Annotated in this window: 23 protein-coding genes and 1 pseudogene; 12 read left to right on the forward strand and 12 right to left on the reverse strand. The window is 63.5% G+C overall.

Going from position 1 to position 21746, the window contains the following annotated elements; genetic code table 11:
- Window positions 1-116: 116 nt before the first annotated feature.
- From QZ847_RS04915 to QZ847_RS04965, 11 genes are all read left to right on the forward strand, one after another.
- Window positions 117-1922 carry a hypothetical protein gene (locus QZ847_RS04915; RefSeq protein ID WP_294353690.1) on the forward strand — a complete coding sequence of 602 codons (1806 nt, stop codon included), beginning with the start codon at window positions 117-119 and terminating at the stop codon, window positions 1920-1922.
- Between the two features lie 192 nt (window positions 1923-2114).
- Window positions 2115-2318: a hypothetical protein gene (locus tag QZ847_RS04920; RefSeq protein ID WP_294353693.1), complete on the forward strand. Its 204-nt coding sequence runs from the start codon at window positions 2115-2117 to the stop codon at window positions 2316-2318.
- Between the two features lie 9 nt (window positions 2319-2327).
- A complete protein-coding gene (locus QZ847_RS04925) occupies window positions 2328-2846 on the forward strand; it encodes a hypothetical protein (protein ID WP_294353695.1) in 519 nt (172 codons plus the stop codon).
- Window positions 2847-2882: 36 nt separating this feature from the next.
- Entirely contained in the window at window positions 2883-3542 is a 660-nt protein-coding gene (locus QZ847_RS04930; protein ID WP_294353698.1) for an SOS response-associated peptidase family protein, read from the forward strand.
- Between the two features lie 325 nt (window positions 3543-3867).
- Window positions 3868-4386 carry a helix-turn-helix transcriptional regulator gene (locus QZ847_RS04935; protein WP_294353700.1) on the forward strand — a complete coding sequence of 173 codons (519 nt, stop codon included), beginning with the start codon at window positions 3868-3870 and terminating at the stop codon, window positions 4384-4386.
- A 154-nt stretch (window positions 4387-4540) separates the two neighbouring features.
- Window positions 4541-4768 (forward strand): hypothetical protein, encoded by a 228-nt coding sequence (locus QZ847_RS04940; RefSeq protein WP_294353701.1) that lies wholly within the window; start codon window positions 4541-4543, stop codon window positions 4766-4768.
- A gap of 40 nt (window positions 4769-4808) precedes the next feature.
- Window positions 4809-5249 carry a hypothetical protein gene (locus QZ847_RS04945; protein WP_294353706.1) on the forward strand — a complete coding sequence of 147 codons (441 nt, stop codon included), beginning with the start codon at window positions 4809-4811 and terminating at the stop codon, window positions 5247-5249.
- Between the two features lie 596 nt (window positions 5250-5845).
- A complete protein-coding gene (locus tag QZ847_RS04950; RefSeq protein WP_294353709.1) occupies window positions 5846-6214 on the forward strand; it encodes a hypothetical protein in 369 nt (122 codons plus the stop codon).
- A gap of 511 nt (window positions 6215-6725) precedes the next feature.
- On the forward strand, window positions 6726-6869 hold the full coding sequence (locus QZ847_RS04955) for a hypothetical protein (protein WP_294353712.1): 144 nt from the start codon (window positions 6726-6728) through the stop codon (window positions 6867-6869).
- A 538-nt stretch (window positions 6870-7407) separates the two neighbouring features.
- Window positions 7408-7599, forward strand: coding sequence for a hypothetical protein (locus QZ847_RS04960; RefSeq protein ID WP_294353715.1), 192 nt, complete (start codon window positions 7408-7410; stop codon window positions 7597-7599).
- 1152 nt (window positions 7600-8751) lie between these two features.
- The gene (locus tag QZ847_RS04965) at window positions 8752-9147 is read left to right on the forward strand and encodes a BLUF domain-containing protein (protein ID WP_294353719.1); all 396 of its coding nucleotides are present in this window, start codon (window positions 8752-8754) and stop codon (window positions 9145-9147) included.
- Between the two features lie 66 nt (window positions 9148-9213).
- On the opposite strand, the gene QZ847_RS04970 is transcribed toward QZ847_RS04965, so the two are convergent.
- From QZ847_RS04970 to QZ847_RS05025, 12 genes and pseudogenes are all read right to left on the reverse strand, one after another.
- Window positions 9214-9825 (reverse strand): hypothetical protein, encoded by a 612-nt coding sequence (locus tag QZ847_RS04970; protein WP_294353721.1) that lies wholly within the window; start codon window positions 9823-9825, stop codon window positions 9214-9216.
- Window positions 9825-11033: a M48 family metallopeptidase gene (locus tag QZ847_RS04975; protein WP_294353723.1), complete on the reverse strand. Its 1209-nt coding sequence runs from the start codon at window positions 11031-11033 to the stop codon at window positions 9825-9827. Before QZ847_RS04975 ends, QZ847_RS04970 begins: the two co-directional genes overlap by 1 nt.
- Window positions 11030-11794 (reverse strand): hypothetical protein, encoded by a 765-nt coding sequence (locus QZ847_RS04980; protein WP_294353725.1) that lies wholly within the window; start codon window positions 11792-11794, stop codon window positions 11030-11032. Before QZ847_RS04980 ends, QZ847_RS04975 begins: the two co-directional genes overlap by 4 nt.
- 348 nt (window positions 11795-12142) lie before the next feature.
- A complete protein-coding gene (locus QZ847_RS04985) occupies window positions 12143-13291 on the reverse strand; it encodes a DUF1501 domain-containing protein (RefSeq protein ID WP_294353728.1) in 1149 nt (382 codons plus the stop codon).
- 4 nt (window positions 13292-13295) lie between these two features.
- Window positions 13296-14726 carry a DUF1800 domain-containing protein gene (locus QZ847_RS04990; protein ID WP_294353732.1) on the reverse strand — a complete coding sequence of 477 codons (1431 nt, stop codon included), beginning with the start codon at window positions 14724-14726 and terminating at the stop codon, window positions 13296-13298.
- 95 nt (window positions 14727-14821) lie between these two features.
- Window positions 14822-15268: a periplasmic heavy metal sensor gene (locus QZ847_RS04995; RefSeq protein ID WP_294353735.1), complete on the reverse strand. Its 447-nt coding sequence runs from the start codon at window positions 15266-15268 to the stop codon at window positions 14822-14824.
- Window positions 15269-15271: 3 nt separating this feature from the next.
- Window positions 15272-15676, reverse strand: a complete 405-nt coding sequence (locus QZ847_RS05000; protein ID WP_294353738.1) for a hypothetical protein — start codon at window positions 15674-15676, stop codon at window positions 15272-15274.
- A pseudogene (locus QZ847_RS05005) lies at window positions 15669-16232 on the reverse strand (RNA polymerase sigma factor); the annotation flags it as partial. The gene QZ847_RS05000 and the pseudogene QZ847_RS05005, both read right to left, overlap by 8 nt.
- Window positions 16233-16265: 33 nt before the next feature.
- Window positions 16266-16688: an EF-hand domain-containing protein gene (locus tag QZ847_RS05010; protein WP_294353741.1), complete on the reverse strand. Its 423-nt coding sequence runs from the start codon at window positions 16686-16688 to the stop codon at window positions 16266-16268.
- 84 nt (window positions 16689-16772) lie between these two features.
- Window positions 16773-17024, reverse strand: coding sequence for a hypothetical protein (locus QZ847_RS05015; protein ID WP_177171570.1), 252 nt, complete (start codon window positions 17022-17024; stop codon window positions 16773-16775).
- Window positions 17025-17151: 127 nt separating this feature from the next.
- Window positions 17152-18438 (reverse strand): sigma-54 dependent transcriptional regulator, encoded by a 1287-nt coding sequence (locus tag QZ847_RS05020; protein WP_294353749.1) that lies wholly within the window; start codon window positions 18436-18438, stop codon window positions 17152-17154.
- Window positions 18435-20240, reverse strand: a complete 1806-nt coding sequence (locus QZ847_RS05025) for an ATP-binding protein (RefSeq protein WP_294353754.1) — start codon at window positions 20238-20240, stop codon at window positions 18435-18437. The genes QZ847_RS05020 and QZ847_RS05025 overlap by 4 nt, the downstream gene beginning before the upstream one ends.
- A gap of 154 nt (window positions 20241-20394) precedes the next feature.
- Here QZ847_RS05025 and QZ847_RS05030 point away from each other — a divergent pair, with 154 nt between their 5' ends.
- Window positions 20395-21744 (forward strand): dicarboxylate/amino acid:cation symporter, encoded by a 1350-nt coding sequence (locus QZ847_RS05030; protein ID WP_294353756.1) that lies wholly within the window; start codon window positions 20395-20397, stop codon window positions 21742-21744.
- The last annotated feature ends 2 nt before the right edge of the window (window positions 21745-21746 follow it).

Here is a 21746-nt window from a genome sequence, read left to right on the forward strand (position 1 = left end):
ACTCGCCCGAGACTGGTACTCGGTGCGATTCTCAAGGCGATAACTGTCACTGCGCCAAGTGCAGCGGATCATCGCCAGACAGGTCTACGCCCCGCGTTCTGACGAGTGTCAGCCCGATGCCAGGCGAGAGCCTGATCGGGCTTATTGCTCGCACATCAAGAGCGAACTGGCTTTCAAATCTCCGTCCGATCCTGGCAGCCGCAAAGGTTGAACGACACGCCTACTACAACCTTGCGGCGCGAGAAAAACTCGACGCGGCTCAGCTTGCGTTTACATGTCGCCTTCCTCTGCAGTCGATCGAGGAGCGGCGCTATCTTTCTGACAAAAATGCACTGGAAGTGTATGGTGTCGGCTTTCACGGCGCGACAATACCCGCGTACGATCTCCAACTTCGCGCATGCAGAGTGACACCCTCATGGCTTCGAATGGGCTATCATTCCGCATTTGGTCATCACGCGCTTGCTACTCACTGCCCAGTGTCCGATGAACTTTTCATCGACTCATGTCCGCGCTGCGGCTTAAAACTTAACTGGACACGATCTGCTATCCACACCTGTCATCGGTGTCAGCTTGATATTACAGAGCATCGGGGCGAAGTCGTTTCACGGGAACTGGCTAACGCAACGCGGCTGATGCTTGACCTTATTCATCCAAATGCAGATAGACATAAGGTTGCCCTTCAAACTCTCCCGCCGCTTTTGCGGAACCTAAATCGCGGAGTAGTTTTTGAGATTGGCTGGCGGATGGGGTGCATCTTGACCGGCACCCGGTCTTATAATCGCATGAATGCTAAACGACTTGCAGTACCAACTCGCCTCAAGATCCTCAGCGCTGGATCAAAGGCTATTGCAACTTGGCCATGTAGCCTACGCGACATGCTTCAAGATTTTAGCCGGGAGGCGAAGAGCCAAACCAAAGTGTCCGCAGGTTCGTTTCGCCGCTTACTGCCCCTCGCAAAGGCTTGGCCTGATCTAACGGCAGCTTTCTATACTGCGGCGCCCGCGTTGAAAGGGGGACCTCGTGGCTTTGTAAAAGCGAGCTTATCGAATGGCGTCAACGCGACTGAGCTCGAGAGCACCCTCGGCATCAGTCAGAGGCTGGTGCAGCGGCTTCGAAATAAAGAACTGACTCCCGCTATCTCAACGGGCAGCATTAGATCTCATCAAATCTTCGAAGGCGCCAAGCTTGAGCAATTACGATCACTTCTTGACGACAGCATCTCGGTCGGTGCTATTTCCGAACGTATGGGCATTAGCAGACATGGCGTCGAGCAGCTGGCCTGCCTCGGCAGGATCCAAGTATTCGACAGCGGCCCGGTAAGCCACGCACACGTTCGGCGCCAAGCGTGTAAATCTGACTTCGATCAGCTCGTCGCTCAACTCTCGGCGGCTTCTAGCGTCTTGAATGATGTGGATTGCGTACCGATCCAGTACGCAATGCGTGCAATCGGTGGACGTGAAAAACCGTGGGGACCAGTTATCGTGGCGCTGCTGAATGGCGACATAGCGTTCACGCTCACCGATGGTAAAGGCCGCCTACTTGAGAGAGTCTACATACCTCTCGATTATTTTGACGATATTTGTAACAGCTGGTTTGATCGCACGAAATACCCGTCGTTTTCTTTTGAAGAACAGATCAACTGGCGAGATACTGAAGAGCTCTTAAATATTTTTCCAAAAGCAAAACCTATCGCGTTGAGTCAAGGTGTGATACCATTGCCGGTTGCGGGAGCTAATGAGCGAGTTTCTATTCTAGATCTAGCTCAAAGGAACATTTCAGAAAGCGAGATCCTAGCGCGGTGGAATCGATCAAATCGACGGCTTCCCTCTCCTTTAAAAGGAAGAAACCGGATTCCGAAACTTAGCGCCCTCGGATGGGATCGAGAGGTAGTGGAATTGGCGATGGCGAAGCTCGGTACCTGAGACCCGATCGGAAACAGACCATGTAATAGACCGCTATGATTGCTGTTTCGCCTCCCTCATCTCCGCCGTCACCCTACCACCGACCTCCTGGCTGCAGGTGCTTAACCTGACCGATCTTGCCCTTTGTTCACTTTGTGTTCTACGCGGAGGCTCTGTTGATTCGCGGTGAAGCGACAGCGATGGAGCTTTCGAATGGAGCACGATCTCCAACTGCGTGCAGCTGCACGCGCGATCTACGACGCCTGCTACCCGTCCGAGGACTGGGCACCGATCGGCTTCGATGAGGCTGAGCGATACGCAACCGTGCACTACAGGCAGGCGGTTGGTGCAGCCCAGCAAGCTCGCGTGGTCTTGGCCAGCCGCGGTGAACAGCTGACTCCGCCAACCCTCGTCTGATCAGTCGGTGTGGTTGGCGATCCCAAGAACCTGTCGGACCTGCACCGGATAGAAGCGCAGGTGAAGGTCACCTGCACCAGTTGCAGGGCAACCGAGGTTTGGGAGCTGGATGCGCTGATCACCGAAGTGCGGAAGAACGGCGGCAACACGGATTGGCACACCGCGCGCTATGCAGTGAAATGCCCGCGCCGCTGCGCGTCACCGATCATCAAGCTGCTTCCGATACCGTTTGGCCGTGAGCGCGCGCGAAAGCAGGCTCACCGACACGCTCTGATCAACCTGTCATTGCAGATACTGCGAGAGGCGGCGGCGCGATCGGCAACCGAGGCTGTGGGGACGATTGAGGTAAGGCTAGCCCTGCACGTGCTGCGCCCGTTCGTTCGCGATCAGCATCTGCTGAACGCCTTCTGGCGCTCTGCCATTGTTCAGCCGCGCCACCCTTGGACGAGCTGTCAGCTACCCTATCGTCATGTCGCACAGCGCCTCATGGATGCCGGTCATTCGGTGGATGAAGCCAACCAGCCGTGAGTCGACCTGTCCGCGGCGGCATGGCACCATCAACGCATGTGCAACCGCTACCGCATGACTGCCAAACAGGCCGAGCTTGCCTCACGCTACGGTGTGGAGGCGCCCTACCCCGAAGATGCCGACTTCCCACCGTCTGAGCTGTTTCCCGACCGCCTCGCGTGGGTGGCACGTCGAGGCGAGGACGGCCGCGTGCTGGACACCATGAAGTGGGGCTTCCCACGCAAAGTGCCGGGCAAGAAGATCGACAAGGCGACCGGAAAGCCCCTGCTGCTCGACACCAAGGTGACGAACGTGCGCAACTACACGTCGCCCTTCTGGAAGTCGGCGCTAGCGAATCCCGAACGGCGCTGCCTCGTCCCGTTCACGGCATTCAGCGAGTATGGACCGGGCCCGGCTGGTAAGCGGCCACTCTACTGGTTCGATGTGCCCAGCCGCCCGATCGTCAGCTTCGCGGGCGTGTGGCGTCCCGTCGATGAAGGAGCGGTATTCGCCTTCCTGACCACCGAGCCGAACCCGCTTGTCGCACCGATCCACCCAAAAGCCATGCCGGTGTTGCTCGACGAGCAGGACGAGGAACGGTGGCTCACCTGTTCGTTCGACGAAGCGGTCGCCCTTGCCCGCCCCTTCCCCTCCCAGCTGATGTCCGTGCGACTGGCGCCTAACGCCAGCCCGACGGCGGAGCCGGAGCTGTTCTAGGTTGCTGAGCGCTCCCGATCACTGAACTGTATCAGATCCCGTATACGACACACCCAAGTCACGACGCCGAAGTCGCTCCAAGGCGGAGTCGAGGTAGGGAGCAGCGTTCGTCTCACCGACGCTGTCAAGCAGATCGAGGGCTTGCGACATGTGTGCGATAGCCTCGTCAATAATCGCCTTCTTTGTCACACCGCCTTCGACCCAACGCAGCAACCCACCGGAGTGCTAAGGCTTACAACTTAGTCTAAGTTAAGTGACTGCACGCTGACTCTCACGCATTGATGATCCAGTTTGGCACAATTCGGATCATTAATTGAGGTGAGTTGTGCCGCAGCTGCCTTTCGGTCTGACGGAGAAGGAAGCCGAGGTTCTGCGCCTTGTGGATCGAACCCGCACGACGGGTGAGATCGCATCCATCGTCGGCCGTTCCACATCGACCGTCGATCACCAGATCAAGAGCGCGCGACGGCGTCTGGGAAGCCTAAACCGCTACCATGCCGCTGATCGGTTCCGTCAGGCCGAACATAGCCAACGTGCGTCTAGACCCACGGCGTCGATACCACCGGAAGCCCAAAGACTGGATGTCGATGGAGCTGCGAGTGATCGTGTCGAGCCAAGCGAACCTCTAGCCAGCGTGCGCGAGGAAAGAGCTGAATACGATGCGCCCATCCCGGCATACTCGATGGAGAATGTCGATGATCCCACCGGATTGAACACCAGCCCGCTCGTCACGATCCTGCTGATAGTGGCTATCGCCGCTGCCATGATGATCGTCGTCCTAGCCATACCCGCACTGGTCAGCAGCGCCGACCAGCTAACCCAGCTTATCCACTCTCGAACGTAGACCTGGATCTCCACCGATCCGGGTGGAGGACACACATGCCCGTTGATCTTCGCTCTGCCGTTGCCGCGCGAAAAGTCGTCGGCGACCAAGTCGCACACAGCCTGATCCGCTGGAACAGAGCGCACACCAAACCGCGCTTCAAGCGTCCATGTTCATGAGCCTCGTCCTTGAGGCGCATGCCCAAGCAGCGATCCCGGAAGAGGATGGCATGGCGATCGTCTCGATCTTGTCCGAAGCATCCCACCATGCGGCGCAGAGCCGAGCGCGCATCGGCCAGGCACATGCCGCGATGCGCCGACTGGCTGACAAGCACGGGATCGTCTTTGCGGGTCCGCCGAACTGCCCCGAGCCCGACTTCGCCCGCACATTCACCGGAGCATAGGAAAGGTTGACCGGACTGCCCCCCTGTGGTCCGGTCAGACATGCCGGTATGGACGATCCTCTATTCCGTTGCCTTCTGGCCCTGCCTGTTCGCGGTGGGCGCCGCCTGCTTGCTCTGGGGCACTCGCTCGCAGCAGTGCGTGGCGCTGACCCTTGTGGTCGGCTTGACGCTAGGGCAGCTCAGTCTCTCGACGATCGACTATCATGGCCTGGAACGCAGGCTTGCGATGATCGACGTGATCATACTGTGTCTTCTAGTCGCGTGCGCGATGTGGAAGCCGCGCCTTCCTTTGATCTTCGTGGCCGCCTTCCAGCTCTTGGCTGTCATGGGACACCTGGCGAGGATCATCGATCCTCGGATGGATCGACTGACCTACGCGGTCCTCACCGGCGCTACGGCTTACTGCCTTCTAGCTTCGCTGATTACCGATTTGACGCTAACTACCCTGCGCCACCGATCGCAAGCGCGCCGCCATGCTTGAGACTAGCCCGGCGCTATACCGGGACGCATCTCAGAGCGGCCGAGGGTCTGATCGATGATCTTCGCTGGAACCGCACCACACCGTCGATTGAAATTGCAGAATTCGTCGGTCACGCGTTCGGCCTCTGGTCTTTCCCAGATCAAGATGATGTCGACTTCGCTCTGCCTACCTACGACAAGAGCATCTACGAAGGCTGGGTCGCACATTTCAGCAGGCCGCAACCATGAGGCTTGCGCATGCTCATCAGGTGCAATCCGAGCGAACCGCCCTTGGCAAGTCGGCGGACGTGATCCGCGACGTCATGAGCAGATGGGAGCGGCTCGACGAAGATCGCCCGGCTCACCGGTGGAGGGCACGACGCGAGATCGCGCTTACGATCGAGAGTCTGATCGCCGTGCTCGACCGGCTCACACCCGACTGCGACCTGGAGGATGAGCCCCAAGAAGCAGATGGCGACGAGGGTGATAACGCATGGCCGGAGTTGAGCGCCAGCCCATCAGACGAACGCGTGCAAGCGGTATCCCTCGAGTCCACACGGTGCCGCTCTACTGTTCCTTAATGCCGGCATGGCATGGCTCTCTTCACGGGAGAGCAAGATGTACAGCATCAAGATCGACAAGGCGAATAGCCTCGTGAACGTTGCACTGACCGGCATGATGGGACTGCCTGAAGTTGCAGCATACATAGCCGAATTGAAGCGGCAATTCGTTGCGCAGCGCCTTCACGATTACGCGATGGTGATCGATGTGACGGACATGCCTATCCAATCGCAGGATACGATCACCGCGATGGGCGAGCACATGGCGTCAATGCCGAAGGCGCGCGCGCTCGCCGTGGTCACGGGCAGATCGCTGGCGCGCATGCAGGTCCGGCGCCTGTTCAAACAACCATACTGCCGAGTAACGTCAACGGTGGCCGAGGGCGTAAGCTGGGTTCTGCGCGGCGTCGAACCAACCACGCAATGACAATCTTTCTACGATCACAACTCCGCGTCAGCCTTGGCGCCACATCCACCAGCAGAGCGCCAGCAGCATGACGCAGGTGACAGCCGCGGTGATGAGTATTCCGCGAAATGCCTCAACTCCTTCGTCCGATGGTCCCAAGCTCATGGCTTGTGGTTAACGCCGCCTCGAGCGCTCTCAACCGGCCTTCCTTACAGATGTGAGAAATAGCGGTTGCTTGCGGCAGCGAGTGGGTCATTCTCTATCTGCGCAGGTCCGCCCCTCGGTCGTAGCGCAGCCGGTCGCCTCCCCGCGCTTCCAGCGTGCCCTACGGAAGCGGCCGGCACTCGACAGACCCATCGATGCATGAAACAGTGACTTTTCCGATCTGATGGAGGCTTGAATGCGCAGTGCTCTAGTCGCCGTAGCTCTCTTAATCGTCGCCGCGGTGCCGGTGACGGCGCAAGTCCAGCGTAAGGCACCAGACCCACTCGCTCCACCACCGCTCGCAGCATTCAAGCTCTACAAAATGCAAATGCTGAAATTGCGCGACGAGGCGCGCGCTCTACAGCAGGCGGACGGCGGAAAGCTGACGCCCGAGCACGACGCGGACATTCAGTGGCGCATCGATCGGACGACGGCTCTCTACCATCGTCGCCTCGATGGTCAGACGTTCTGATGTCGCATGCCGCCAACCAATTGACGCCCCCGCCTAATCCAAGCGGTAACAGTCGCGTGGGGTGAGCGTCACATACGCCCCGTCGTCAACTATCTTTGCAGAGTCATAAGCAGCCGCCCATTCCGTAGCGACGCCAGTATGTGTCCCACCGTGTAGCAGCACCGGCGGCAAGCATGGCGCATGACAACGAGCGACCATCCGGCAGCGTGCACTTGGCAACCACTCGCTTGTAGGAGCGGTCGACAGGCTGGCAGATCAGGCGCTTGTGGAGCGTGAGGCGCTGAGCAACCTGCTGGCTGGCAGCGGCCGCACGATCGTCACAGACGTAATTTGCGCGACCTGTGCGACATGGCTGCGCGCTTTCGTAGTCAGGCGCCTGGATACCCGCGACCCGTACCTTTATGCCATTGCGACACCAAAGCGGTCCGTCGCCGTCGTGAACTTTTACAACGTCACAGACGAAGGCTGGCGGTAGATCAATCATGCGTGGCACCTTGCACACAGCGACTCGGATTGTCGCTGAATGATGGAGAGAGACATGAAGCTTCTGCTTGCCGCGCTCACCGCATCCGCTCTGCTCACCGCTCCTGCACAGGCTGCTGCTTGCCGCGATGCGAAGGGCAAGTTCATCAAGTGCGCCGAGAAGACACCCGCGAAGGCGACCCGCTGCAAAGACAGTAAGGGCAAGTTCGCTAAGTGCGGCACGCCAGGAGCAACGCCGGTCAAGTGATCGAACCCGCCAGCCGCACATCGCAGGAACGATGGGGTGCGGCTGGCTGTTTTCGACCAAGAGCGCGCGAGGCGCCGGGAGATATGTGTATGCGTAACAGATTGATGGGCATCTTTGCTGCCCTGGCAATGGTGTTGACAGGGTTTGGCGCGAGCGTCGCCCCGACCGACGCTTCGGCCCAGTCATACCGCTACGACAGGGGCTACTCCCGCAATCGTGGCTACAACCGCGGACGCTACTACGCGCCCCGTCGTGGGTTCCGCGGCTATCGTGGATACAGGGGTTATCGCGGATACCGTGGCGGCTATCGAAACCGCGGGTACCGTGGCTACCGTGGATACCGCGCTTATCGTGGGTATCGCGGCTATCGTGGGTATCGGAACTACCGCGGCTACCGTGGACCGCGTGGCTACTACGCCCGTCGCTACCGTTACTGACATCCGGTCAGGGGTGTGATTTAGATCATACCCTTCACCTGCACCGGTAAGCCAAGTGTAAATACGCGCGCTCGACTCCTTCAATGCGTAAGGTAACTTCCAGCCTACAGAGGCGTCATTTGCGCGCCAGGACGGGAGGCGCGCGATGCGGCCGTTATACATGCTTGGTCTGCTACTCGTAGCGATCGTAAGTGCTGGTCCTGCATCGGCTGCGGTAACGACAGCCAATGTTAATTGCCGCTCAGCGCCCGAAGTATCGGGACGGCTGGTGTCCCGCATTCCCACCGGAACGTCGGTCACAATCATGTCTCGCCTCAGCAAGTGGTCGCTGGTCGATCGCATAAAGGCGGGCTGTTGGGTGCTTAGCCGCTATCTAGAAGATGACGCCGCAACCTCATCGAACTTCCGCATGCCAACCTACAGCGCGATTCGCGCTCGTTCGTCGTCACGAGCAATCCGCAGCCGTCCACGCTCGTATGCCTTTGGTTATTCAACGCCTCGGAAGTATCGCCGGTCTTCCACATCTCGGCGTTCGCAAGGCTCCTTCTCCTATGGCGGCGGCTCCTGCCCTTGCTCGGGTGGGAACGTCTGCATAGGCCCGCGGGGCGGTCGTTACTGCATCACGAGCGGTGGAAATAAGCGATACGGCGTGTAGGTCCACGCCTTATCACGCCACATGCCCGGAACCAGTCTCGGCTGGATACGCTGATCGGTGATGTATCGCGTCATCTACGTTAGCCGATCCCTGATCGGTGGGCAGCAGGGCACCCTGACGAGCATTGTGCAGGCAGCCGCGGCCCGGAACAGGAGCGCGACCATCACCGGCATGTTGTGGTCGGATGATCATAATTTCGTTCAGGCGTTGGAAGGCGAGGAAGCGGCAGTGATGATCACCATGCAGCGCATCATGGCGGATCACCGACACACAGACGTGGAGATGGTCGAGACACGGCCAATCCAAGCTCCCCGGTTCGGCGCATGGTCGATGATCGAGGCCGGGGAGAGCGCGCTTGGCGACGAGTGCGGGCTTTTCCTCGTCGGTCTTGCCGGAATGACAGGTACGCCCGCACGGCGGCGCATGCGCGAAGTCATAATGCGGTCACTGCACTGAGCCACATGGCAACTGAGTTATGACGCGCTTGTTTCAGCAGCAGCGTTTTTGACTGGACGCGATCACTTAAGTTGCCTGACTTAATTGAGCGCTGTCGCTCAGCGTGTGGAAGTCCTCGATCGTCCTGTCATAATAATTGAGTTTAGGTGCTGCGAACACTGCCATATACAAAAGGCCGTTTACCAACGCTGCCCGCCCTTCGCCCCGCCGCGGCAAAGCATCGTTATCGATGTAGTCGAACGTGAAACGAATGCCTTCGCGACCAAGGAATTTGTCTGGCTTCGCTCCCGTCACGTTGAAGGTCGCGATGTCCTTGCCTGCCCGATAAGTGCCTTCAACCAATTCAGGTACTTCAACCAGTAAGGTTTCTTTAGTAAACTTAGGAAGAGGTTTACGCTTCTTACTCACCTCGCGGACTAGGGGTTTGCCCGGTTCGATACCGGCATAGAAGGTCACATCATTCAGCTCTTCACCATCCAGCGTCCAAGTTTCGGTGTTTTTACCGACCGCGACGCTCAGCTTGTTCCAGTCTCGTGCCGGTGTCACAGTCAGCGCGGAGTCAGCGATCTTCGCGGGCTGAGCCTTAGGCCGATAGCTGTTTGCGATAGCGCCGGCTGACGTGAACAAGATCGCTGTTGCAAGTGCGATCGGCAGGATGTGGATTTGGTTAGCACGCATTACTTGGCGTCCTTTTGAGCTAGCATGCTGATCATTGTGGCATCGGGGGCGTCTGGCCTAAGCGAAAGATAGCGCTGCAATGCTGCCTTCCCTTCGACTTGCCGCCCGGTCTTGAACAGCGATAGGCCTAGACCGCGTTGTGCTTCAGGAAGCGATGGATCAAGCGCCACAGCTTTGCCGTAGTAATCCGCAGCATTCATCAAATCACGCTGGTTGCCTCGACCACGATACAGATCGCCTCGCGCCCGCCAAAGGGGGGCTGTCCATCCTGTCTCGGCCAGCCGAGTTATGATGAAGTCGCTCCCTCCGAAGTCATTCAGCTTGATCTGGTCATCGAGGAACGTTGGCAGCCACGGAGCCAATGCCGCGGTGTATCGATCTGCTCCGTCGTCGCGGGTATCCCCATCGGGTGCTGCGAGGGCAAACAGGTAATCTGCCCGCTCACCATCGGCAGGATGGGACGCGAAGAACGCTACTCGATCAAAGTCAGGTTTGCGCAGCCCGCGTTCGCTTGCGGATGCTTCACGCTCCAAGATGAGATTGCGCCACACGCGCGAAGCGGCACCAGGCCGCAGGGTGCTGCCGTTTAGGTAACCGAGACCAATCAGATCAGCCTCGCGCTCCTGATCGCGTCCGAAACGAGCCAAGCCACCCAACACCGACAGCTGCAGATTGTCGAAGCTGCCGTATGCACTCTGCGTGCCTGCCATAGACGTGAGCACCGCCGCCCAACTCATCAGGTCCGTGCCCTTCCGAGCAGCCTTATACTGCTGGAGCGTGTGTCGCTTTTCGAAGTGGCCAAACTCGTGACCAAGGACGGCGCCTAGTTCAGCTTCACTGCGCACGCGCAGCAGCAAGCCGCTAAACACCTCCATCGTGCCGTTCGGCGTCATGCTCGCGTTAAATACAGGAAAGCGGACGAGATAGACGCGCACCGATGCGCAGCGATCGGTGCCAACAGCGTTGCACAGCGCTTGGCGGACGTAAGCGTTGAGCTTCTCGTCGCGGATCAGCAGCGGAGAGTTGGCGAGCTTTCGTTCGTTTTCGTCCGCTTCACGCCAAAGGCCAATCTCGTCGACGCCCTGAGGTTGGTAAGCGCCAGCGTATGGAGCAGGCGGTGGAGCAGGCTGGACCTTTGGCTTTGTGGCGGCGCCAGCTGATCCAGCCAGGGTCAGTGCGGCGTAGAGCGCCAGTGCACGAAACTTCACTTTCCTGCCTCGGTCGGGGCACTAGTGGGTGCAGCGACAATCGAACTGCCCGGGAATTCCTCAAGGAGCTGCGCCACGCGCTTATCGGCGCCTTCCGCCGTGCGCACATCTCCGCCCATCGCCCCGTCCGCGTTCAGCCAGAGCACGTCACCTGTTTTCAAGTCGATCAATCCGGCGTAGCCAGCATGTTCACCTGACTTTACCCCGATGCCGGGACCTAAAAGCGCAACAACTTGAAGCAGCTTGCGACCAGTCGAGCCGTAAGCATCCTTGTTGTAGATAAAGAGAGCGTAGTCAGCACCTTTGGCACCCGGAAGCGCGGATACGCCAGAGCCGAGAGACCAATCGAATATATTCGCTTTGTTGTCGCGCTTCTTGGTTGGCAGCCTATTGCCCACGAAGAACTGATAGTTGATAACGGATCGGGACACAGCGGCAAAGAGTGCCGCATATTCTTCAGCCAAGCGCGCGTCGTCGCCATAAGCCTCTGGCGCGACGATCACCCTATTTCCAAGTTTCGTCTGAAGTTTAGCTAACGCGCCGTCGATGTTTTTGCGCGATTGCTCCGTCCAATCTCCATTTGGCTCGAACATGCCGCCTGTTGACTGCGCTCCCACCTTCACAGTTGGGCGCATGACCAGGATGGTCTTGCCGCTCGCAGCTTTGAGATCGAAACCGTTCTTCACGGCGGTTCGCTCCTGCGCGTTGGCAGGCATGATCACCATCGCAACGGCTGCCGCGGCCCCTGCAAGTAATTTCATGCGAATAATCCCCCCCGAGATGGCGTCGGCTCCCCAGCCAACAGCTATAATCTGCACAAGACCGACAATCTAACAAGATGCAGAAAGCCTAGGTGTAAATCTCGGCTTGAACTTTTCCCGAGACCGGCACGGTGCTCGTTCGACGGGTACGCGTCCCGCAAGCAAGCCGTCTGAGCATGTTAGTGGGTTTCAAGCCGCAGGCGCGATGCGTTAGTGGGTTCTACCCTATGGGTTTTTTGGAAACGCAGTGTCTTCACGAGACAGAATGTTAAACCGTCTTAGTGGGTCCGATTAAGATGCACCGACCAATCTCCGTCGTGTTGTGCCAGCATAGGCGCCCGAACCTCGTCACGCACGCAGCAGGCCCGTCAGCGGCCGTTGCGCCGTCGCCTGCGCGAACAGGCCGCGCCTGACCCGTTCGGGATCGAGCGCCAGGCTCTCCGCGACGGCACCGGCAATGACCGCGTCGAGCGCGCTGGTCGGCCGCAGGTCGCGCGCTTCGTAGAGGCGGCCGGCGGCCAGGCCCGGCCAGTCGGCGATGACGCGTCCACCCATCACGTTGCCACCAACCAGCATCGCGACCGAACCGGTGCCGTGATCGGTACCGCCGGTGCCGTTGAGCGCCGCGGTCCGGCCGAACTCGGTCGCGACGAGCACCGTCGTCATGCCCCACGCCGCGCCCAGTCCGTCGCGCAGCGCCGCGACCAGCGCGTCCAAGTTGCGCAACTGCCCCGCGAGCCGTCCCTGTTGCGCGTTGTGCGTGTCCCAGCCGAGCGTTTCCAGCATCGCGATCCTGGGTCCGTTCGGTTTGGTGAGGAAGCTGGCGGTCAGCCGGCCGAGGCTGGCGGGATCCTGCTTGGCGTCGAGATCGCCCGCCAGCCCGTTGGTCTCCAGCGCCGCCGCCCACGGTGCATGCAGCTGCGGGTCGGCATCGTATAGCGCGGTGACGCGCGTCATCAGGTCGTCCGCGGCATGCGGCAGCGCGGATGGCGCGTAGGAGGCAACCTGCACCGCGCCGCGCAGCGCGGTCGGCACCGTTGGCGCGATCGCGATCGCCTCTTCCGCCGATCGCGGCATTATCGCGACGAGCCGGTTCATCCAGCCGTCGCGCACCGCATAGGGCTGCGTGCCCCCGGTCTCGAGCACGTTCTGCCCGTCGAAATGCGAGCGATCGCGGTACGGCGAGGCGACCGCGTGGACGAACAGCGCCTGCCCCCGCGCATACATCGCGGCAATCTCGCTGAGCGCCGGGTGGAGCATGAACATGCCGTCGAGCTTCACGCCCGCCCCGCCATCACCGATCAACGCTTCACGCAAGGCTGCGAACGCCGGGTCGCCGACGGGGCGCAGGATGTCGAGCCCGTCGGCCGCGCCGCGCTGGATGATGAACACGAAGCGGCGTTCGGTCGGCACGGTGGCGAGCGCGAGGCCGGGCGCGACGAACAGCGCACCGGCGCCGAGCGCGGCGGTGGACAGGAACTGGCGGCGAGCGATCATGCGATCATCTCCTCAGGAAATCGGGCGACACCAGCATCAGCGCGATGGCGCCGGCCGGGCTTTCGGAGCGGGCGATCTGATCGGCCGTGCTCGCCGCCAGCGAGGCCGGCATGATCCGGGGCGCGACGACCCGCGCGTCGAGCGTCTGGCCGAGCGGCGCGGCGAGGCGCTGCGCGATCTCGACGCGGCGCAGCAGCGCGTCGGACGCGGCCCAGCTGGCGGCGGCATTGTCCCATCCCGCCGGCGTGCCGGGCCTCCACACCCGCTGGCCGAGCTGCGTCTGGAGCCCCGCGATCTGCATCGCACCGACGTCACGCCGCCCGGTGCCGCGCAGCGCGGAGATCGTCCACTCCCACGGCGTCTTGAACTTGGTCGGCGTCGGCACCCACGCCTCGGGCGAGGCGATCAGCGCGCGGTAGAGCGTCGGCAGGTCGCCGCCGTTGGCGGTGAAGCTTTTCGCCAGCCGCGCGACCAGCGCGGGCGGCGGATCGTCGCCGGCGAAATGACGTGCCAGCTTGGTCGCGATGTGCGTCGCGGTGGCGGGCGAGCGTGCGAAGTCCGCCAGGACCGCGCGCGCCTGCCCCTCGCCGCCTTCATCGTAGCGCTTGCCCAGGATCGTCCTGCTGCCGGGTTCGTGCTGGTTCGCGCGGAACGCGAAACGGTTGGGATCGCCGCCTGCACCGCCCCACATGCCGCCCACCGACCAGCCGGTCAGCGCGCGCGCGAATTCGGTCACGTCGGCCTGCGTGTAGCCAGAGCGGACACCGAGCGTGTGCAATTCCATGATCTCACGCCCGAGATTCTCGTTCAGGCCACGCTTGCGCAGCGGATTGCGAGCGGCGTTGCGCAGCGCCGCGGGGCTGCCCGGACCGATCGACTGCGCCTGATTGAGGTAGATGAGCATCGCAGGATGCTGCTCGACCGCCAGCAGCATGTCGGAGAAGCGGCCGAGCACGTGCGGGCGGATCGCGTCGCGCTCGAACGCGGCGGCGAAGGCGGTGACGGGCGCGTTGTCGGCCGAGACGCAGAAATGGTTGGACCAGAAATGCACCATCCGCTCGACGAACGGTGCCTCGGTCGCGAGTGCGGCATCGGCGCGTGCGCGAACGCCCTCGTTGTAGAGCGCCTGCACATCCTGCCGATAATCCTGCCGCGCCGCCTTCAGCGTGGCCTTCGCGTCGTCGGGCTGCGCCGTGCCGGGCGACGACGCGGCACGAGCCATCCTGGCCGTCTGCTGCTGCGCGCGATACCTGGCAACCAGTTCGCCCGCATCGGCAAGCGCGGCGAAGCGGGCCGGACGCGGATCGAAGCGGTCGAACTGCTGTGAAACCCACCGCGCCGGATCGCTCGGCGGCGCATCGTCCGGTCGCGCGCCCAGGCCGAAGCGGTTGAGCGCGATCGCGGCCGGGGACAGCTTGGCAGCCAAAACAGGCATGATCTTGGCTCCGCTGATTCTGTTGAAATGCAGGTGGCCGTCGATCAGCCGCCCGACTTCCTTGAACGGACGTATGCCGGTTTTCCGTCGCGCGCTTAATCGTTCGGCGCGCCCCGTCTCGTCGACCGCCGGGTCATCGCCTCGGCCAGTCTGGCACGGTCCGCCGCGGGCAGTTCAGCCGCGAAGGTCACCGCGCGCCGCTCGACCGCGGCGCGCACCGCCGTGTCGGCCGCGCGTGCGGCGTCCAGCGCGGCGACGACTGCAGTCTGATCGACCGGATCTTGCCTGAGTAAATCGGCGGCGCGTGCCTTTGCCGCGCGCGACGCGTCGATCGTCGCGCGCATCGACTGCCGCGTCTGTCGCAGGGCGCGTCGGAACTGGCGTCGCTCGTCGGGCGGCAGCTCGGCACCCGCGATGCGCAGCGACCCCGCGTTCACCATCCGCTTGCCCGTGCGCAGCGACGCGTAGCCCGCGACCAGCGCGCCCGCGAGGAACAGGTTGAGCAGGACCGAGACGATCAGCGCCAATCGGATACGGTTCATCTTCTAGCCCTCCATCCCGGCCACGTCGCCGAACGAGGTGCTGCCCGCCGCCATGTCGACCGGCGGCGCGATCGCAATCGCGACCGCGGCCGTGCCTGCGACCGCGCCGGCGAGCGTCGCGGCCAGTCCGAAGCCCGACCACCACCAGTGCTGCCGAACCCGCGCGGTGCGGGTGCCGACCGCGGCCTGATCCGCGACACGCGCTGCGAGCCCGGCTGCCGGCGCCGGTACCGTCCAAGAGTCGAGCCGCGCGTCGAGCGACATCGCGTCCGCCAGGATGACGCGCCCTTCTGGGGTCGAAGCCACGCGCGCCGCCGCCGCGCGGTACGTGATGGGCCAGCGCGCCACCACGCCGCCATAAGCGTCCGCCAAGTCACGGAAACGATCGAGATCGAGCGGATCAGTCATCTTGCCTGCTTTCCTGCGACGGCATCAGCCGCGTGCGCAACGTACGTCTTCCCCGCGCCAGCAATGATTCGAGCGCCTCGATGCTGACGCCCAGCGCCTCTGCGGCCTCCGCGCCGGAGAGATCCTGATAGTGAACCAGCAGGATCGCCTCGCGCTGCCGCTCGGGCAGTTGCGCGATTGCGGCCGCGACCTGCGCTCCTCGCTCCGCCACCAACAGCGCGGCCTCCGCGTCGGGCGCGGGGTCCGCGAGATCGGGCACCGCGTCGCTCGTCACCTCGCGGCGGCGGCGCAGCCGGTCGCGGCACAGGTTGAGCACGACGGTGTGCAACCACGTGTCGACGCGCGCGCGATCCGGCTGCCACGTGCCCGCGACTCGCCACACCCGCGCAAACGCCTCCTGCGCCACGTCCTCCGCCGCCGCGCGGTCGCGCAGCATCCGCGTGGCGAGCGCCAAAATACGCGGCAGCTTGGCCGACACGAGCAGCCGCGTCGCGGCCGCATCGCCGCGCCCTATCCGCGCGATCAGGTCCGCGTCGGGATCGCTCCCGCTCAAGCCTGCCCGATGCCCACGCCGCCGCGCGTCGTCACGTCAGGCCTCCGGCGCGGCTCGCCTCGCGGACGGGCGCGCCGCGGATCGCTCCGTCGGTGTCAGCACGCCGTCGTGGTCGGTATCCAACCGTGCGAACCGACGCGCCAGCAGCGACGCGATTTCCTGCCGGTCGACCACGCCGTCACCGTTGCGGTCGAGCCTGGCGAAGCGGCGAGCGGGATCACCCTTTCCCCTGGTCGCGGCGGCGAGATATTCCGCCCGGCTGACCTTGCCGTCACCATCGGTATCGGCGGCGAGCACCCGCCGCTCACGCCGGCTGGTGAAATCCTGCAGCGTCAGTCCGCTTCTCGGCCGCGCGGCAGCGCCGTTGTCATGCACCGCGGGCGGCATCGCCTGCCCGCACGCCATCGCCGGCAGCAGCAGGGCGAACGCGGCCGATGCCGCACCATATCGCGTCTTCATGTTCGTCACGCTGCTCTTGTCCCCGTATACCTGTGCCGCGTTTACGCGTCGCCGGGCGGCGCGGACGCCGCCCGTGCGGATCGCTCAACGATAGCGCCAGCCGCCGTGCCAGCGATAGCGGTGGCCCCAGAACCGGTTGCCGTACCAGTAACCGCGCCCGGGATAGTAACGGTGCACGATATAGGCGCGCGGGGCATAACGCGGGCCGCGGTTGGACACGCAGCGGCCGTAATAGCCGCGGTGGAAACCGGGGCCGCAACCCTGACGTGCCTCGGCCGGCGCACTCGCCATCACCATGCCGCCCAGCGCCGCTGCCGCCAAAAGAAGGGTCTTCATCATCGATACTCCTTCGCGCTTCGTCACGTCACAGCGACGACCAGACGTTGAACGGAGTTTGCCCGCCAATCCGTCGGTGAGCTTTCGAAAAAAATCGACAACGACTGCACGATTACACGCCGCGACCTCACACGGGCGCGCGAAACGCCGCCGGATCGATGCCGTGGCGCGCCATCTTCTCGTACAGCGTCTTGCGCGGAATGCCGAGGATCGCGAGCGCGTTGGCGACGTGACCGCCGGTCGCGGTCAGCGTGTCGGTGATGATCGATGCCTCGAACCGCGCCACCTGCTCCCGAAGACCACTATTTTCTGCCGCGTCGCTGCCCGACGCCAATACGCTCGCGAACGCGTAGTTGCGCAGCTCGCGCACGTTGCCCGGCCACCCGTGCGTCAGCAGCCGGTGGCGCACCTCCGATGGAACCAGATAGTCGGCGCGTCCGAGCGATTGCCTCGCTTCGTCGACGAAATGCGTGAACAGCAGCGCCACGTCGTCGCCTCGCTCCCGCAAGGCCGGCAGGTACAGCCTCGCCTGCGCCAGCCGGTGGAATAGGTCGGCGCGGAACCGCCCTTCGGCGACCACCTGTGCCAGCGGCGTCTCGCTGGTCACGACCAGCCGAAGATTGACCGGATCGCTCCAAGATGTGCCCGATGGCTGCACCTCGCGGTCCTCGACGACGCGCAGCAATCGCGCCTGAATCGCGTCGGGCAAGGTGTTCACCGCGTCGAGCAGCAGCGTGCCGTTGTTCGATGCCGCAATCCGTCCGCCCCGACGTGCGTCGCCGAACAGCTCGACCTCGGCCACGTCGGCGCCCAATGCGGCGCAATCGACGGCGACGAAGGGACGTGTGCCGCGACGCCCCGATCGGTGCAGCAGCCGCGCGACCAGGTCCTTGCCCGTGCCGCTTTCCCCCTCGATCAGCACGTCGACGGGCAGATCCGCCAGTTCGCGTACCGAACGCCGGAGGTTGAGCATCGCGGGCGCATTGCCGATCAGCGGCCCTTCGCTCTCCTGCACCGCGTCGCGCAGGCGTCTGTTCTCCAGCACCAGCGCGCGACGCTCCAGCGCGCGGCGGACCGTGGCGACCAGCTGCTCGGTCGCGAACGGCTTGGTCACGAAGTCGAACGCTCCATCGCGCAGCGCCAACACGGCCATCGGCACGTCGCCATGACCGGTGACGAGGATGACGGGCAGATCGGGGTCGAGCATGCGCAGCCGCGAGAGCAGCTCGAAACCATCCATGCCGGGCATGCGGATGTCGGACACGACGACGCCGGCGAAGTCGCCTTCGACCGCGGCGAGCGCCGGCTCGGCGCGCGCGAACGCCTCAACCGAAATTCCGGCGAGGTCGAGCGCCTGTTCGGTCGCGAGTCGCAGCGCGTGATCGTCCTCGATCAACAACACCCGCTCGCTCACATCGCCCTCCTGAGCGTCAGCACGAACCCGACGCCCGACAGATGCGGCGCGTCATCGACCGCGAGCTCGCCGCCGAATTCACGCGCGATGTCGCGTGCGATTGCCAGGCCCAGCCCCAAGCCGTCGGCACGACCGGTCACGAAGGGCGTGAACAGTGTTTCGCGCACCTCTGGCGCGATCCCCGTACCATTGTCCGATACGCTGACCGTTATCGTATTGGCGGACGCGGCCACGCCGAGGTGTATCGCCTGCCGCACGACGCCGGCGGTTGCGTCGAGCGCGTTCTGCGTAAGGTTGACCAGCACCTGTTCCAGCCGGATCCGATCGCCGAGGACGCGTGCGTCGCGCACGTCCGCGGGCACGTCGAGCGTCAACGCACCGCGCACCCGCTCTCCCATCAACAGCAGCAGCCCGTCGATCACCTCACCGACCGTCGTATTCCCCGACGCGCTGGGCCGTCGACGTGAGAAGGCGCGCAACTCGCCGGTGATCGCGCCGATACGGTCGGTCAGCGCGACGATGTGGCCCAGGTTCTCGCGCGCGCGCTCGGGTGCGGCGCGGTCGAGCAGGATCGTGCCGTTTTCGGCGAAGGTGCGGATCGCGGCGACGGGCTGGTTGATCTCGTGCGCGACGCCCGCGGTAATCTGCCCGAGTGAGCCGAGTCGGCTGGCGAGTGCCAGTTCCTCGCGCGCGGTGCGGTAGCGCTGGTCGGCGGCGAGCCGCTCAGCCGATTCGACGCTCAACCGCGCATTCGCGTCGCGAAGCTCGGCGGTACGCGCGGCGACCTCACGCTCGAGACCGGCGCGCGCCTCGCGCTGCAATCGCCGCCGCTCCGCCGAGCGCCACGTTGCGCCCCCGAACACCGCAACGACGAACAGCAGCGCCAACGCCCACAAGGTCACCTGCTGCCGCGCGGCGGTCAGCGCCGGCGCGAGCGGGGCGAAGTGCAACACCTCGCCGCCCGCGAGCGGTGACGCGGTTCGCGCAACGCGGTAGCCGACCGGCTCGCCCGGCGCGTTCGCATCCTTGCCTGCGATGGTGAGCGGAACGGGCTTCGGCACGGATCGTCCGAATTGCAGCGTGCGGCGCGCGCGTGCGGCCGTCGCGCGGTCGATTCCATCGAGGGCGTGAAAGCGCCAGTCGGGGCGGCTGGTCACCAGCACGATGCCGCGCCGATCGGTCGCGACGCTGATGCCCGACGTTCGCGCCCATTGCGCCTCCACCCGGTCGAACTCGACCTTCACCACGACGACACCGAGCGTGCGGCGGTCCCTCGTCACCCGACGCGACAGGTAGAGCCCCGGTCGCCCGCTGACGGTGCCGAGTGCGAACAATTCGGCCGCGCCGTCACGCATCGCGTCGATGAAATACGGGCGAAAGCTGTAATCCTGCCCGACGAAGCTGGTCGGCAGGCGCCAGTTGCTCGCCGCCACGGTGCGCCCGCTTCGATCGATCGCGTAGATGACGGCGGCGTTGGTCCGCGCCGCGAGCAATTCAAGCGTCTGGTCGAGTCGTTGTTGCGCTCCATCGCCGGCCAGCGCCGCGGCAACGTCGGGATATTCGACCAGCACCAGTGGCAGTAGCCGGAACTTCTCCAGCTCGCTCGCCAGCAATCCGGCGTGATTGGCGGCAATCGTCGCTGCGGCCTCGTCCGTGGCGGCGCGCGCACGAACCTCGGTCCAGCGCCACGCGCTCCAGCCGAGCACCGCGCATGCGACGCCCGCGAACACGACGAACAGGATCGAGCGCCGCCAATGTGCGGTTTTCCACACACTTTCCTGTCCCGCGGCTCCGTCCGACATGCCTAGCTGATCACCCCCACATCTCGCCTAGACGCATTTTCTGCCGTCTTCGCAGTCACTTGGTCTTCGTTCCGCTCCAACGTGGTGCGTGCTTCATCCGCCTCTACACTGTACGCAACGTTCCGCCACGAGAACGCGGAAAAAGGTGAGGATCATGAACGGCCCGTCTGTCAGCCAGAACGCACATCCGAGCGACGCCCAGGCGCCGGCGCGGCGGCCGTTCTACACGCACCTCTACGCGCAGGTGCTATTCGCGATCCTGCTCGGCGCGCTGGTCGGTCATTTCGCCCCTCAGACTGGTGAGGCGCTGAAGCCGCTGGGCGATGCCTTCATCAAGCTGGTAAAGATGGTGATCGCGCCCGTCATCTTCCTGACATTGGTCAGCGGCATCGCGGGCATGAAGGAATTGCGCGCAGTCGGGCGCGTCGCCGGCAAGGCATTCGGCTATTTCCTGTTCTTCTCCACGCTGGCGCTGATCGTCGGACTGATCGTCGCCAATGTGGTGCGGCCAGGCGCGGGGATGAACATCGACCCCGCCGGGCTCGATAGCGGCGCGATCGCGGGCTACGCGCATCAGGCGCACGAGACGACGCTGACGGGCTTCCTGCTCGGCATCATCCCCGACACGCTCGTCTCCGCGCTGATCCAGGGCAACATCCTGCAAGTGCTGCTGGTCGCGATCCTGACCGGCATTACGATCAGCCTGGTCGGCGAGCCCGCGCAGCCCGTGCTCGACTTGATCGAGCGGCTGGGCACGATCGTGTTCCGCCTGACCGGCATCCTGATGCGCGCGGCGCCGATCGGCGCGTTCGGTGCGATCGCATTCACCGTCGGCAAGTACGGCGCGGGCAGCCTGGTCAATCTGGGTGGTCTGGTCGCGACCTTCTACGCCACCTCCTTGCTGTTCGTGCTGGTGGTGCTCGGCACCGTCGCGCGCGTGCATGGCTTCTCGATCCTGAAGCTGATCGCGTACCTTAAGGCGGAGCTGCTGCTGGTGCTCGGCACCTCGTCGTCGGAAGCAGCGCTGCCCAATCTCATCGCCAAGCTGGAGGCAGCGGGGTGCGACCGCGGCGTCGTCGGGCTGGTCGTACCGACGGGTTACTCGTTCAACCTCGACGGCACCAACATCTACATGACGCTTGCCGCCTTGTTCATCGCGCAGGCGTGCAACGTCGACCTGACACTGGGGCAGCAGTTGCTGCTACTGGGCGTCGCGATGCTGTCGTCGAAGGGGGCGGCGGGCGTCACCGGCGCTGGGTTCATCACGCTCGCCGCCACCTTGTCGATCGTGCCGTCGGTGCCCGTCGCCGGCATGGCGCTGATCCTCGGCGTCGACCGCTTCATGTCCGAGTGCCGCAGCTTGACCAACTTCATCGGCAACGGCGTCGCCGCGATCGTCGTCGCGCGCTGGGAAGGCAAGCTCGATCTCGAGCGGCTGCGCGCCACGCTTAACAACGAGGAGCCCGTTCAGAAGGCTCCCGCCACCACGATACAGGGAGAGTGATT

It is taken from the genome of uncultured Sphingomonas sp., assembly GCF_913778135.1.
GTDB lineage: Bacteria > Pseudomonadota > Alphaproteobacteria > Sphingomonadales > Sphingomonadaceae > Sphingomonas.